This window comes from Candidatus Babeliales bacterium (genome assembly GCA_040879965.1).
Taxonomy (GTDB): Bacteria; Babelota; Babeliae; order Babelales; family JACPOV01; genus JBBDJI01.
Map to the genome: position 1 here is coordinate 115,432 of JBBDJI010000007.1, position 14,432 is coordinate 129,863.

Sequence of the window (14,432 nt, forward strand, 5' to 3'; positions counted from 1 at the left end):
AGAAACATAATTTTAAGGAGAACATCAATGATATTACCAATTATTATAGTTTTAAGCTTGATAAATTCAATTTATGCTATGGAGCTTGATCCTTACCTAGGCAATAGAGACAATAGTTTGATAAAAATCGAGGAAGCAAATATATCTATTATTTTTCCCGATAAAACAACAGAAAATTATCCGCGTTCTTTTTTAGAAAGATTTGGTGTGATCAAAGCTATGCTCAAAGAAAAGTTTGAGGAAAATAATCAGTTAGATTTATCTGCATTTCCAAATAATAAGTTAAATAAACAAGCATTTGATTTGTTATATAAAGGCATGGGTAATTGCCAATATAATCAGTTTTCTCGGAATAATGAAAACTTAAAAAAAATTGTGCAAATTGCAGATTATTTGCAAGTTGATGAGATAGTGCAAGATAAAATTTATGAAAGAATTATTGAATTATTGCTCAATTATCAAGATTCTTTTGCTATATGTGAGCAGCCTTCAGCATTTAATCCATTTGCATTAAATCATAATCAGGAAAAAGAAATTGCAAAAAAAATTATTAAGAGTTTAGAAGCTAAATTACTCTCATTTTTAAAATCTAGAGTATATGATGGCGTTAATGCAATGTGCTTTCATCCAGATAGGAATCAAATTGCTTTAGGAGGGCCTGGAGCGAGAGTAAAGGTTTTAGATTTTTCTGATAATGAATTAAAGATAATTTTAGATAAAAAAGTTTCGGATTTTCCACAAACATTAAATAATATGCATTATAGCCAAAACGGTAATGTTATTGCGATGCAAGCTCAAGATGCACTATGGTTATGTAATGCCAAAACAGGAGAGTTAATACATAGTCTAAGTCTAAAAACTTATTATATTAGATCGGTTTGTTTTAGCCCAGATAGCAAATGGATTTTAGTAGCGTGGGAAAGTTATAACGAAGTTATTAAATGTCAATTAATTAACGTTGAATCTGGCCAATTAGTTTATTCTTTTTTTTCAAAAATAAATTTTTCAACTTCAAAAATACGAATGTGCTTTAATCCTCAAGGCACTATTTTTGCTTTAAGGGGAGATCAAGATATTGAGATATGGTATATAGCTGAAAACAATAGTGTTACATTAAACAATGATAATAAAACTATAAATTCTTTTCAATTTAGTCCAAGTGGGAAACATTTAATTGCTGCCATAGATAATTCGGTAAATATTTTGGATCTAACTTCAAGGCAAATTTTAAAGAAATTATGCTGTGATAATGTTGTTTTTTCCGTTAGTTATAGTGCGGATGAAAATTATATTATTGCTCGTTTAAAAGATAAAATAAATATATGGGAAAATCATTCGTATAAATTAATTGATACTCTATTTTTAAATGTAGATTTTAGTTCGAATTTTAATATAGAAGGTTTATTTGGGTTTAATTTGCATGAGACTATAGAGGAATGGAAAGAAAAAATACATCTATTAAAAAGTATTTATCATAAGAATTTTGATAAGAATTCATTGAAAAATTTATCATTTTACCGTTTGTTCTTTAATAAGAAATATACAAAAGTTGCTGGATGGCAGCCTGACGGCGGGTTCTTTTTATGTGATATAGAAACTTTAATCCAATTATATAAAAACTATACGAAGCAACAAGCGTTATTACTCGCATATGCTGTCAATAATAATGGTATTTATATCTGCGAGCATAAAAATCGTAATTTGCTTAACCTTTACAAATTGTGGAATGAACAAACTAGAAAAGCATTATCTGATTTGATTATTCCGATCTGTAGTAAATGTAAGCAACAATAAGCCTTTTGAAATGATAAAAAATTACAATAAAATTTGCGATGAAATATCAAAGCTTTTTTTATCTAACTTGCAGCTGAATATTGAGTGGCTTTGAAATATCCACTAGAGAGCCTGGAAGTGGTTTTTGATTTATTACGGTGCAATTTTGGCACTGATGCGAAGAATCAACCATAAGAGTATGAAAGATTTTTGGTTTGAGATTATAACCATCAAGGAATTTAATCACTTCGTCTATAGGTAATTCTTTAAAAGAAGGAAGAAGTACAGGCTTAGAATCATCTCCTGAAAAATACAATATTATGGATTTTTGCAATGGAGTGCCTGGATTTGGTATCTGAGCAATACAGGTGTCTTTTGGATAATTACTTTGCAAGATATATTCCTTATAAGGGATACGTTTTTGTTTGAGCAGAGATAAAATTTCTTCTTTTTGCATACCAATAAGGTTCGGAGTAATAAGTTTTTCTGATTGTTTCGATACCACACAAAATATGGTTTGGTTTGATTTTATTGCCTGGTGTGCTGCTGGAGATTGGGTAATTATGGTTCCTTCAGGCAAATCATTGTCCTCTTTTTGGCCAAGAATGCGAAGGTTTAAATTTTCACAAGAAAGTAGCAATACTGCTGCTGCAATATTTTTTCCAATGAGTGCCGGTGTTTTAATGATAGGCGTATGGAAAAAGACCGAAATCAACGCATAACCTATAATAAAACTGGTAAAGGGAAGAATCCAAAGATATTCATGAAATTTTATGAATATTTGCATAGTTATTCAATTAATATTCTCAGGCAAGCAATAAGCCGGATTCTGTATCATAATCTAAAGACCATGATTGACAATCATTCATCTTGGCGACCTACCCGCATGTTTAAATCGGAACGAAAAACCGCACATGCTTATTTGGTCTTGCTCCAGATAGGGTTTGCCCCTACAATACATTACTGCATTGCATTGTGCGCTCTTACCGCACATTTTCACCCTTACCATCCTAAAAAAAGATGGCGGTTATTTTCTGTGGCACTTTCCATGGGCTTACGCCCCCCTTAGTTGAATATTTTCTCCTAAGGTATCTTTTTCGTTTGGAGTCCGGACTTTCCTCTAGAAGCTTCTTTTGCTTCTAGCGACTGTCTAGCTTGCCTTTGAATTTATATTTCAATATTACTGTTAGTACTATTATATTAACACAAATTATTTTCATTGCATAGGGATATGAATATTGTATGGGAATGCCGAAAATCATTAAAAGCCCGGGCTTTATTGCGAGGAACAAAATTAGGGCAAAATAGCTTAAGCTATTTTCGTCAATGTTTAATATTTTTTGTGATATTTGTATGCATATGATTATTATTATGAGAAATAAAAATGAAAATAATATCGTGTCATATATTAAAACATCAAATATAAGTAAAAAAATAATAATAAAGATATTGAGCGAAAATGATTTATTTAAAACGCTAATAATAAAGAAACAAAATAATGCATTGATTATATTTTGATTAAAAAAATAAACCGAACCCAAATCTAAGATAAAAAGCAATATTGTCAGAAGATAAAAAGTAAGATAATATAACATCTCATTTGAAATTGTTTCTAGGATTAAATAATTTTTTGTAATTTTATATTGACAATGAATCTTATTCAAGTAATTTGTATAACGTTGTTACGTTTTAACCTTTTTTAGGAGTTTATCTTATATGAAGAAAATTTTTTTAACTATCATGGCGGCAATCTTAATGAGCAGTAATGCATCTATGGTTGCTAATGATACGATGCCTATGGATGAGCCAAAAACAGAAAATGTTTTTAAATCTATAGTTAAAAAATTATCCCCTACATCAGTAAGAAGTTTTGTTAGTGATAACAAGCTATATGTAGGAGCAGCGCTTGCAGTTGTATTTGGTCTTTATGCTTCTTCAAAATGCCCAAAAATTAGAAAAATGATTGGCATGGATGATGAAGAAACAAGAACAAAATCTATACCAAATCCAGAAGTAATTAATCCTGATAGGGCTTAATATTTCTGTATGAAAAAAGATATGAAAAGGGCCGCATGAGCGGCCTTTTTTTATAATAATAAAGATGAGAATTTTTTATTTTCTTTTTATACTTATCGTTATAAGTATTTCTACTGCTCTTGGAGCATTTTTTTTTATTTTTCACAGTCAATATATCGATTTTTCTCCTTTGCAAAATTATAATCCTGGTAGACCTACTATTATTTTGGATGATCAGGGTAATGAATGGGCACGATTTCAACTTGACCGTCGAGAACCAATTCTTTTTGAAGAGATACCGGAACATTTAAAACAGGCTTTTATTGCCGCAGAAGATCATGATTTCTGGTCTCATGCGGGCATTTCTTGGAAAGGAATTATCCGGTCATTTTTTATTAACTGTTATTATGGCCGTATTGTGCAAGGTGCAAGTACCATCACACAACAATTAGTAAAGTTATTATTTTGTGATGCACGCAAAACACTTGCAAGAAAAATTAAAGAACAATTTATTGCATTAATTGTTGAAAAACAATTTAGCAAAGAACATATTTTTCAAACATATTTAAATCATGTATATTTTGGATGCGGTATTTATGGAGTTGAAGCGGCTTGTCAGCGTTTTTGGAAAAAACATGCATCAGAAATTTCTTTAGATGAAGCAGCCGTATTAGCAGCAGTAGTAAAATCGCCTGGTCAGTATTGTCCTTTGTTGTTTCCTTTATCTACTCAAAAACGTCGTGATATTATTTTACACGCGATGTATCAATTGGGATTTATAAAACAAGAAGAATATGAAACTGCAAAACAAAAAGATTTACATCTTATTGACGAAAAACAAATCATTGTAGCGCCACATCTTAAAGAAACAATTCGTATATTTTTAGAACAGTTAATTGGAAAAGATACACTATATTCTAAAGGATTAATTGTACAAACTACTATTAATAAAAATATTCAGATTTGCGCACAAAATCAGTTTAATAACCAAATAAAGCTAGTTAAAGATCGGTTAATGCATGATATTGATGGAGCACTAATTTGCATGCATAGTAAAACTGGTGAAATAAAAGCATTAGTAGGAGGTGCTAATTTTAAATTATCAAAGTTTAATCGAGCTTTGCAGGCTAAACGACAATTTGGTTCTATTTTTAAACCTATTGTATTTGCTGCTGCAATTAATAATGGTATGTCATTTGCCGATACAGAAATTGATGAACCATTTTGTATTGAACAAGGCGGTTATATATGGAAGCCCCAAAACTCCTCATGTCAGTATGAAGGACAAATGACATTAGCACGGGCCTTATGTTATTCAAACAATATCATTACTATAAAAACACTTTTAAAAGTGGGCATATCAAATGTAATTGAACTTGCTAAAAAATTACATTTGAGTGGTTCTTTGCCGCCATATCCATCATTAGCGCTAGGATGTATTGACGGCACATTAAAAGAAGCAGCCGGTATGTTTAACGTTTTTGCTAACAATGGCGTATATATAGAGCCTCATTTTATAAAGTGGGTAAAAAATCAATGGGGGACTAAACTTTGGAAACAAAAAATACCACAACATCAGGTTCTTACCTCTGCAGTAACTGGACAAGTAATAAAAGTCTTAGGGTTAGGTATGGCACGTAAGCGTATGCGGCAACCAGATAATTGGATTACTTGTGATTCGTTTGGTAAAACGGGGACTACAAATGATTGTCGCACTTGTTGGTTTTGTGGTGCTACTACGACTTATACAACGGCGCTTTATTTAGGTTGTGACGATAATCAATCTATGGGCAAACATGTATTTGCTGCAAGTACCGCTTTTCCAATTTGGTTAGAACTTAATAAATGTATTAATCATGAAAAACAAAAATTTTCTTATGATCCTAGCCTTAAAGAAATTTATATTGATAGCAAAACGGGAAAACAATATCGTACAAAAATTAATGCTTCTATTTTCTCGATACTTATTCCAAAAGCTTACCGGTAAATTATTTACTTGATCCCTTATATCTGAAGTTGGCATAGTTAGATAAAAATTAGGAGATAATATGAAAAATCAAAAAATGATTTTGATGCAAGTATTCATCTTTTCCATATCATTTTTATTATACAGCCAAGAAAAAACTGGTGAGCAAAAAATAACCGAAAAATTTAAAGAATTCACCAAGCAAGCAAAAAAAGCTTGGAACGGTGCTGGTGATATGTTAAAAGGAGTAGGGCAAAGTTTTGGTTATGTAACACCAGACTATCATTATAGTTATCGTGTATTTAATGATGCGGCGATTCCTATTTTTATTGCACAAGAACGTTTAACTGGTTTTTTGGGTGCCACATTTCAAGGCAAGATTGTTAAAAGTGCAATTTTAGGGCCTTATTCTAATTCGGTTGATATGTTTTATGATCAGCAACTTTACTTTAATGTATGGTTAGCTGGGGATCCTGAAAAAAAAGAAAAATATCCACAAGATGAACGGCAATTTTTATCAAAATGGGGCGGTATAATTGGTGCAAAAGCTGGCGAAGTTGGGCTAGCTGCCACGGGTGTTGTTGGTGCGGGATTAGTAGGAGTAATTCCTAATGATAAATTAAATGAATTTTTTGGTTCAATAGGCGAAACATTTGGTAGTCTTGTTGGAACAATTGTTCATGCAGTTGGCGGATTTACCCATAAAAATGAATTAGGTAAGTATAAATTACTTTCTAAAACTATTTATCCGTGGCAACCAAAAGATGACAAAATATATTATTATCGAGCTTATACCTATAAAGGGGAGCTGAAAGCAGAATATCTTGATTTAAAAGGTACCACGCCGGAATTTGCGGGACAATTTTTCAATAATACTAAAAAAGATGTCCTATTAAAATTTAAGAAAAATAATAATGAATATACAGTTACGCTCCAACCAGATAGCTTTAATATGCTTGAATCAACCAAGGATATTGACCACTCTATTCGGCCCCCGGGTGATGAGATACGAGGATTTCAGTTTTTTAAAGATCAAGCAACGGAAGAAAATAAAATTACTTTTATGCCACTTGCGCCAGAAGGAATTGGTAATCTTATTAATAAAAGTAAAGATCCAGCAAAACCGGAATTAGAAGTTGTTGGTTCTATGCTATATACCTATGCAATATATGATTTGGAAGGCGATATTGCCGTTGGTATGCAGGGTTTAGCGATTGGAAACTTTGATCAACCAACTTCAGGCAACATTAGAGATATTAATCCAGCTCGTTGCCATATATGGTATAAATCAGCAGCGCAAGCGCAAGCAATTTTGGCAGAAAAAGGAGAGGTTAATTCTGCGACGGTACCAATTGATTTACCGGAACAAGTTTGGATTACCTATAAAACGGATGATTATACATTTTTAAAAAAAATTAATCCAAGTGAGGTGCTTGATTTTACTTTATTGCGGCCACAAATTAAAGAAAAAAATGCTTGTTTATATGTGCTTTCTTTAAAAACAGATGATGATAAAAAAGCACAATTGTTTATTGAACGTTTGCATGAAGGGTTAATAGGACAAGGAGCTATATTTACTGACGTAAGTAAACCTTTAGATAAAAAAAATATTCTTTCAGATATAAATCCAAATCAGAATGGCATTATTATCGATATGCAAGATAAAAATAGTTCAGGTATTAGTGGGATAATTTTATTATCAGACCAATTTTTGCCCGCAGGTGTTGATGATGGGCCATTTTTTTATATTATAGAACCAAGCTTATTACGAGTTGATCAATTTGCTAATGTAATATGGTTTAATAAGGAAGCTTACACAACTGATCAGGCAACAGGAGCAATAGCATTGAAATCAAATATTTTAACCGATTTAGGACAACGATTATCTAAGTGGATTAACGATTTTAAAACGAAACCAGATCAAGTAAGAAAAGCACTAGAGATTTATTTGAAACAAAATGGAAATGAAGGTTTATTTACTAATCCTACTGCAGCACCTGCGAGTAGAAACTTAACTACACAAGGAACAGAATTATTAGAAACACTTATTTTGGGCCCGGTTAGTATTGAAAAGTATCCGATATTAAGAAAATCTGGCCTTAATTATTATGTGTTTGGTTTAGGAGATAAGCCAAAAGAATGGCCTTCATAGAAATGTTTTAATGGTTTTTTTAAATAGATTGTTATCTTTCATGATTTCTTCTTGAGGTAACACTGATATTAATTGAGGGAATTTATCTGCAATTGCTTGTGCATTGAAGTATTGATGATTAGTGGTATTAGTTTTTAAAGGAATAAGTATTGCTGGTTTGGCAAAAAATAAAATTTCAAAAATAGTACCAGCGCCGGCACGAGAAATGATGCAATCAGCAGCATTATAAAATGGAGCCATATTATGGTTGAAAGAAAAAACATGATGCGGTAATGATAATGATTTATATAAAGAACTCCATTCATCAATATTATCTTTGCCTATTTGATGAATAATTTGTATTGATGAAAGAATAGCTGGATTAGTTAAAACTATATTTTTTATTAAATCATTTATAAAGATTGATCCTTGAGAACCACCTAAAACAAATAATGTTTTGCGATTTTTTTGCAAATTTAATGTGTTTATTGCATGCAATGTTGAGTTGCGATCGGTTTGAGTAAAATTTAACGGATATAAACAATATTCTGATTTTTGCTGTGGTAAATATTTTTTTGCTTCAGGAAAACAGTACCAAATAGTTCTAGCTAAGGGGCTAAGAATTTTAATTGCTTTACCTGGAATTGCGTTAAGTTCAAAAAGTTCAATCGGGATTTTAAGAAATCTTGCCGCAATACAGACAGGCAATGAAATATAACCACCCATACTTATTATTTTGCTTGGTTTATTTTTTCTTAATAATCTAAAGCACTGAAATATAATGAAAATAGTTTTTAATATATAAACCGGATAAAACCAAAGTTTGCGAGGAATATTATCAAGGTAGATAGGAATATGTGTAATAAAAGAATAATTATCTAAAATAGCTTTATCAAGTGCATTTGCAGTAGAAAAAAAAAGAATAGTAGCATCAGCATCTTGATTGTATATCTTTTTTGCAAGTGTTATTGCAGGTATAATATGGCCACCAGATTTTCCTGCTATAAAGGCGATAATAGATTTTTTTTTCATAATTAGTTTAAGAACGCCATTTATTTACTAATGTTTGACATTTGTTTTTTTCAAATATTGGGCATGATAATGATAATGCCTTATCCATCAAAGCAATAGCTTGTTTTGTATTGCCATATTTATAATGTACTTTGCTTAAATGTTTATGTATAAAAAAATCATTAGGTATAATTTGAGCAAGCGAATCTAATAATTTTTCTGCTTTATTATATTTTTTTTGTTTATACCAAATGAGCGCTTGCGTATCAAGATAATGCGGATTTTTTGGTTCTTGTTTTAATGATTTAGAAATTAATTTTTGTGCTTTAATACTATTTTTTTCTTTAGTCAGGTAAAAATATGCGGCTAAATTGAGAAAGGGTGAAAAATTATTTTTCTGTTTTAATTCTTGATCAAATAATTGAGTTAAGGCGTTAAATTCTTGTTGTTCATAATATATATGCGCTAATTGATACGTTATTTTTTGTGTGATTGATTTATCTTCAACTAAAGGGAGTGCTTTTTTTAAATAAGCAATAGCAGTTGAACGGTCTTTTTGTTTTAAAGATAAATCAGCTAAATAAAGTAAAACTAATCCATTTTTAGGAAACGCTGTCTCAATTTTTTTGAACGCTTGTATAATAGCTTCCTGCTCTATTTTTGCCTGATATAAAAGATACAATGCTCGATACCAATTATCATCTAACGGCTCTTTGCTAATCCAAGCAGTTAAAAGAGTAATTGCTTTTTTTGGTATATTTAAGGCACACAATAATTCGATTTTTAATAAACGGGCCGGGCGATACGATGAGTCTTGAGTGAGGCATTTTTCAGTTGCTGTTAAGGCTTGTTTGAATTCGCTTTGTTTATAAAGAGTAAACGCTTGTTCAAAATTTTTTTTCATACTTGCAAAGCCATTATTATTTTGTTTTTTGAAAAGGAGATTAATGAGTTGTTGTTCAACATTTTTATTGCGACCCGTTAATTGAAGAAAAGTGCGATAGCCCGTAATGGCTTCATCGATATTGCCAGCTAATTCATGAATGAGCCCGGAAAGAAGCCAGCCTTGATCGAACGATGTATTAAGTTCTAACGCTTTTTTTATATTCTCTTGCGCTTTTTGCTGATCATGATTGCTCATATATAATTGCGCTTTTAGAAAATAGAATATAAAATTAATCGGTCTTTCGATACCACTACCTAAAAACTCATCAATTACCTGAAATGCTTGTGGCGTTTGTTTGCTTTTCATATAGGCAAGAGTAGTTCCATAAGCAACTTCAGGGCTATTTTTAAATTTATTGTAAAGATTAATGATTTTTTGATCGGCTTGGGTTTGGTTGTTTGTTAATTCTAGTGCTTTTACCAGTAATAATTGTGTTTCCAAATGTTCCGATAAATGTTGATCAATCGTTGGTATTAATTTTGTAATAGCTGCAAATTGATTAGTTTCATACAAATGATAAATATATCCAGGATAGGTATATACTGATCCATTGTTATAAAGAATCATATCAAAATAATGCTGTGCTATAGTTGATTTTTGCTCAAGTTGATTATAATAAGCCCACAAATATAAGTGGTATTGATTTTCTTGATTTAACACAGAAGAAGATGGAGGCAAGCAAAATAAAGTTTGTATAGGGCTAATGAAAATCAATAAAATTAATATAGTTTTCATGGTCTCTCCTGATAGCAACGTAGTAGAAAGTTTTTTAGAGCATTTCTTAAATCAGCATCTTCGATGTTATTTAATATGGCCTGCTCTTTTTTTGTTAATGTAACTTTTTTTGCAGGAGTCTGGGAACAGTTATGAATATTTCTTATTCTTTCCTTTTTTTTAGGCGTTTGCTTGAATTTTAATTTTTTAATACGTGGTTTATCAAGTTTAGCATTAATAGTTTCAAGCAAAATGGGAGTGAGTAGATAAAGTTCTTGCAACCAACTAGAATCATTAACACCAAGAATAAGTGAATCATTATCAATTTTTTCTAGTCGTACTTGACTCGATAAATGGCCAATAATATCAGTCCAATTTGATAAGAGATTTTTTTTCCATTCATGTTCAGGTATAATTAACGAGTTAATTAATTGGTCAATTGGTTTTATCATGTTTTTTTAGCTTATAAGAATAATATATTTAAGAACAGTATAGAGTTATTTCTTATTAAAAGAAAAAAATAAACAATGATTTTTCTAAGATTTTTTTGACAAAACTATTGAAAGCTTATATAAATTTTATTCTAGTATGTTATTTTATTTTTTTTTAAGATAGGAATTGTATGAGACTTGTTAAGTTTTTTTTACTTGTAGGAATTTTCTATAGTGGTCTTAGTGCAAATTCGGATACAAAGAATAATAATGATAATGCTAAACATAATAGGCGTGTAAATACGTTAGTAGGGGCTCATCTTTTAGCTGCTATTCCTGCAAATCAACAAAGCTCCAGTTATGATTTATATTATGATTTTCCTGGAAGCTCACCTTTTGCTTTTGGAAACCAAAAAATAGATAAAAAAATAAATTATTCAGAATATTTAGCTCCTTACCATATAGATTTTCCATAAAATTAAATTTTTCTTTTTTTGAAAGGTCAAGCATCCAGTGCTTGGCCTTATTTTTTTTACAATACTTGCTATAACAAAAACTTTTTTTATATATTTTGCCAAGAATTGAACATGAAATAAAAAAAAGATAATTATGATAAAAGATTTTGAAATTATTCCACATACTGCAGATCTTAAGATTCGTGTATATGGAAAAACATTAGAAGAACTTTTTCGTAATGCAATTATTGGTATGTTTCAAAGTATTGGGCCGCGTGCTGAATCATGTTTTGTTGAAAATGATCGCTTGATTTGCTCACAATTGCCTATAGAAAGAAAAATTGAATTACATTCTATAGACTTAGATATTTTATTAGTTGATTTTTTGTCAGAAGCGCTTTTTCTCTCAGATTCGTATAATGAAGCATATCTTGATGCAAAAATTAAAACATTAGATGATAAAAATATTTCAGCTATTTTATATGGTATTAAAATTAATAGATTTGAAGTGGTTGAAATTAAAGCGGTTACTTTTCATGATTTATCAATAAAGCAAGTTAATAGTATTTGGGAAACCAATATTGTTTTTGATATTTAAGGGGGTTGCAAATGATAAAAGAATTAGAAAAAAAAGATTTAATAAAAGTTGATGAAAATATTTATGAAATTCCAAAATCGTACCGCGAAGATATGCATGTTCCCGCGCGTATTTTTGTAAACGATCTGATGCTTGATGACGTGTTTGGTGACCGTTCACTCTGGCAGTTGGTCAATGTTGCTACACTCCCTGGCATTCAAAACTATGCGTTTGCAATGCCCGATATTCATGAAGGTTATGGCTTTCCTATAGGAGGTGTAGCAGCAATGGCCATCGAAAAGGGAGGAGTTATTTCACCGGGGGGTATTGGATATGATATTAATTGTGGTGTGCGTTTATTGGTTTCTTCATTAACAAAAGATGAAATAAAACCACATATTGAGCGGCTTGCAACTGATATTTTTAATACTGTTCCTTCTGGTGTTGGTAAAGGTGGCAAAATAGATTTATCAATTAGCGAGCTTGATAAAGTGCTTAATACCGGTGCACGCTATATGCTTGAAAAAGGATTTGGTGTAGAACGAGATTTGGAATTTTGTGAAGAACATGGATCTATGCAAGGTGCACAAGCCAATCTTGTTTCAGAACGTGCGAAAAAAAGAGGTAGTGATCAATTAGGTACATTAGGATCGGGAAATCATTTTTTAGAAGTACAAGCAATTGAAGAAATTTATGATAAGAACATTGCAGATATTTTTGGATTGCAAAAGGGATTGGTAACAATCATGATTCATTGCGGTTCACGCGGGTTAGGGCATCAGGTATGCACTGATTATGTACGTGCTATGTTGCCACGAATAAAGGATTTAGGTATTGAGTTGCCAGATAAAGAATTGATATGTGCGCCATTTAATTCTGAGATTGCACAAGATTATTTTGGTGCTATGCAAGCAGCGGCAAATTTTGCTTGGGCAAACCGACATATGATTGGTCATTGGGTGCGAGAAGTATGGCAAAATATTTTTGGTGCTGATGCACCACTTAATTTAGTATATGATCTTTCTCATAATATTGGCAAAGTCGAAAAACATACAATTAATGGTAAAGAAGAGACAGTAATAATGCATCGCAAAGGAGCGACGCGTTCATTTGGGCCAGGTAGAGAAGAAATTCCTGCGTTATATCGCGCGGTTGGCCAACCAGTATTAATTCCGGGCACTATGGGTACGAGCTCCTATATACTTTCTGGTACGCAGAAAAGTATGGAATTAGCATTTGGTTCTTCTTGTCATGGTGCGGGTAGAAGTATGTCTCGAACTGAAGCAAAAAAGACAATAAGAGGATCTCAATTGCGAGAAGAATTACAACGAAAAGGAATCGTTATCCGCAGTTCTTCTGATCCTGGATTAGCTGAAGAGGCACCAACGGCGTATAAAGATGTTGATAATGTGGTACGCGTTGTTGATGAAGTTGGTTTAGCAAAAAAAATTGCGCGCGTGATACCTCTTGCAGTTATTAAAGGTGATTAAATATTTATTATTTGCTCATCGGTAATACGTACTCTTTGTCCATTGCGTTTAGTTAATTCAAAACCATTAAATCCTTGTTCGGTATAAATGCGCGCATGGTCTCTTAAATAATTAAGTGCAATTTTTTCACCTAACAAAATACCTTTATCACCATCTGAACGATAATGTACACCAGCAAAATCGCGCGCTAAGGCAATATTTGAAGCTAGTTTATCAAGTTCGCTGCCGACTGTTAATGCATCAGCTCCTTCCATATCAGTCAAAGAAATTAATTGTATTGGGTCAGCAGGATTTGGTTTCACGGGTGCAATATAATCTTTAATTAACGCTTGATCATTAATAAAAGCTTTTATAATAGTAGAGCATGCGCCTGCAATAGTTGCATGACCAGCAGGGTATGAAGGGTGAGCGGGAGAACCCTCCGGGTATACTAATCCTAAAAGATACGTTTGTGCTTCATTGATTGGTAATGGATTATTAGGAATAAATGCTTGTTGTTCATTACGATTGCGAGTCCATGCAAGAACATTAAATCCTGCTAAATCATTGAATAATAAGCTTGATAAATTATATAGATTTGTACTTGTAGTTTCAGCACGATGAATAAGGCCAGCCATTGCTTCAGGACGTAATTTTCTGTTGCCACGCCATTTATGTGCCCATGCATGCTTTAATGCTTCTTGGCATACGCCAAAGATAGCTGAATAAATATCAGTAATTGCTAGTGTAACAAATGGATCTTCATTGGTGATATTACCATTTTGATACGGAGAATATGATGATAATGGAAAGCCATTATATAATAAAATATTTGCGGCGTTAAAGAAAAATTCTCCGGGACCATCATTGTGAACAGCGGTAGCAATATCTTTTCCTGTTATAATATAACGTTCACCGCTAAAATCGAATTGATCATATTGTT

The 14,432-nt window shown here is 31.8% G+C and carries 12 protein-coding genes and 1 other RNA gene; 7 read left to right on the forward strand and 6 right to left on the reverse strand.

All coding sequences use genetic code 11. The features are described 5' to 3' along the window. Positions 1-27 precede the first annotated feature (27 nt). Complete coding sequence (locus WDZ41_01115; GenBank protein MEX0939941.1) at positions 28-1,794, forward strand: hypothetical protein; 1,767 nt, start codon at positions 28-30, stop codon at positions 1,792-1,794. Between the two features lie 58 nt (positions 1,795-1,852). On the opposite strand, the gene WDZ41_01120 is transcribed toward WDZ41_01115, so the two are convergent. Continuing rightward, the gene (locus tag WDZ41_01120) at positions 1,853-2,560 is read right to left on the reverse strand and encodes a PASTA domain-containing protein (GenBank protein ID MEX0939942.1); all 708 of its coding nucleotides are present in this window, start codon (positions 2,558-2,560) and stop codon (positions 1,853-1,855) included. A gap of 16 nt (positions 2,561-2,576) precedes the next feature. Further along, positions 2,577-2,935, reverse strand: an RNA gene (rnpB, locus tag WDZ41_01125) — RNase P RNA component class A. A gap of 554 nt (positions 2,936-3,489) precedes the next feature. Here rnpB and WDZ41_01130 point away from each other — a divergent pair. From WDZ41_01130 to WDZ41_01140, 3 genes are all read left to right on the forward strand, one after another. Then, on the forward strand, positions 3,490-3,810 hold the full coding sequence (locus WDZ41_01130; GenBank protein MEX0939943.1) for a hypothetical protein: 321 nt from the start codon (positions 3,490-3,492) through the stop codon (positions 3,808-3,810). 64 nt (positions 3,811-3,874) lie between these two features. Further along, entirely contained in the window at positions 3,875-5,776 is a 1,902-nt protein-coding gene (locus WDZ41_01135) for a transglycosylase domain-containing protein (protein MEX0939944.1), read from the forward strand. A 61-nt stretch (positions 5,777-5,837) separates the two neighbouring features. Beyond that, on the forward strand, positions 5,838-7,907 hold the full coding sequence (locus WDZ41_01140; protein MEX0939945.1) for a hypothetical protein: 2,070 nt from the start codon (positions 5,838-5,840) through the stop codon (positions 7,905-7,907). Here WDZ41_01140 and WDZ41_01145 read toward each other — a convergent pair. From WDZ41_01145 to WDZ41_01155, 3 genes are read right to left on the reverse strand one after another with little or no spacing between them, the layout of a single operon-like run. Next, the gene (locus WDZ41_01145; GenBank protein ID MEX0939946.1) at positions 7,902-8,918 is read right to left on the reverse strand and encodes a UDP-N-acetylglucosamine--N-acetylmuramyl-(pentapeptide) pyrophosphoryl-undecaprenol N-acetylglucosamine transferase; all 1,017 of its coding nucleotides are present in this window, start codon (positions 8,916-8,918) and stop codon (positions 7,902-7,904) included. The two genes, WDZ41_01140 and WDZ41_01145, sit on opposite strands and share 6 nt — an antisense overlap. Positions 8,919-8,925: 7 nt before the next feature. Continuing rightward, positions 8,926-10,578 carry a hypothetical protein gene (locus tag WDZ41_01150; GenBank protein MEX0939947.1) on the reverse strand — a complete coding sequence of 551 codons (1,653 nt, stop codon included), beginning with the start codon at positions 10,576-10,578 and terminating at the stop codon, positions 8,926-8,928. Further along, the gene (locus WDZ41_01155) at positions 10,575-11,009 is read right to left on the reverse strand and encodes a DUF721 domain-containing protein (GenBank protein MEX0939948.1); all 435 of its coding nucleotides are present in this window, start codon (positions 11,007-11,009) and stop codon (positions 10,575-10,577) included. Before WDZ41_01155 ends, WDZ41_01150 begins: the two co-directional genes overlap by 4 nt. Positions 11,010-11,179: 170 nt before the next feature. On the opposite strand from WDZ41_01155, the gene WDZ41_01160 reads away from it, so the two are divergent. The 3 genes from WDZ41_01160 (at position 11,180) to WDZ41_01170 (ending at position 13,510) form a co-directional block, all read left to right on the forward strand. Beyond that, entirely contained in the window at positions 11,180-11,464 is a 285-nt protein-coding gene (locus WDZ41_01160; GenBank protein MEX0939949.1) for a hypothetical protein, read from the forward strand. Between the two features lie 133 nt (positions 11,465-11,597). Next, positions 11,598-12,041 carry an archease gene (locus WDZ41_01165; GenBank protein MEX0939950.1) on the forward strand — a complete coding sequence of 148 codons (444 nt, stop codon included), beginning with the start codon at positions 11,598-11,600 and terminating at the stop codon, positions 12,039-12,041. Between the two features lie 11 nt (positions 12,042-12,052). Then, complete coding sequence (locus WDZ41_01170; GenBank protein ID MEX0939951.1) at positions 12,053-13,510, forward strand: RtcB family protein; 1,458 nt, start codon at positions 12,053-12,055, stop codon at positions 13,508-13,510. Here WDZ41_01170 and WDZ41_01175 read toward each other — a convergent pair. Further along, a partial coding sequence (locus tag WDZ41_01175) for a hypothetical protein (protein MEX0939952.1) occupies positions 13,507-14,432 on the reverse strand: 926 nt, incomplete at its 5' end. The two genes, WDZ41_01170 and WDZ41_01175, sit on opposite strands and share 4 nt — an antisense overlap.

What these genes read in the sequence shown, in the direction of transcription:
- WDZ41_01115 (MEX0939941.1), top strand. Translation starts at nt 28, where the DNA reads ATGATATTACCAATTATTATAGTTTTAAGCTTGATAAATTCAATTTAT.
- WDZ41_01120 (MEX0939942.1), bottom strand. Translation starts at nt 2,560, where the DNA reads ATGCAAATATTCATAAAATTTCATGAATATCTTTGGATTCTTCCCTTT.
- WDZ41_01130 (MEX0939943.1), top strand. Translation starts at nt 3,490, where the DNA reads ATGAAGAAAATTTTTTTAACTATCATGGCGGCAATCTTAATGAGCAGT.
- WDZ41_01135 (MEX0939944.1), top strand. Translation starts at nt 3,875, where the DNA reads ATGAGAATTTTTTATTTTCTTTTTATACTTATCGTTATAAGTATTTCT.
- WDZ41_01140 (MEX0939945.1), top strand. Translation starts at nt 5,838, where the DNA reads ATGAAAAATCAAAAAATGATTTTGATGCAAGTATTCATCTTTTCCATA.
- WDZ41_01145 (MEX0939946.1), bottom strand. Translation starts at nt 8,918, where the DNA reads ATGAAAAAAAAATCTATTATCGCCTTTATAGCAGGAAAATCTGGTGGC.
- WDZ41_01150 (MEX0939947.1), bottom strand. Translation starts at nt 10,578, where the DNA reads ATGAAAACTATATTAATTTTATTGATTTTCATTAGCCCTATACAAACT.
- WDZ41_01155 (MEX0939948.1), bottom strand. Translation starts at nt 11,009, where the DNA reads ATGATAAAACCAATTGACCAATTAATTAACTCGTTAATTATACCTGAA.
- WDZ41_01160 (MEX0939949.1), top strand. Translation starts at nt 11,180, where the DNA reads ATGAGACTTGTTAAGTTTTTTTTACTTGTAGGAATTTTCTATAGTGGT.
- WDZ41_01165 (MEX0939950.1), top strand. Translation starts at nt 11,598, where the DNA reads ATGATAAAAGATTTTGAAATTATTCCACATACTGCAGATCTTAAGATT.
- WDZ41_01170 (MEX0939951.1), top strand. Translation starts at nt 12,053, where the DNA reads ATGATAAAAGAATTAGAAAAAAAAGATTTAATAAAAGTTGATGAAAAT.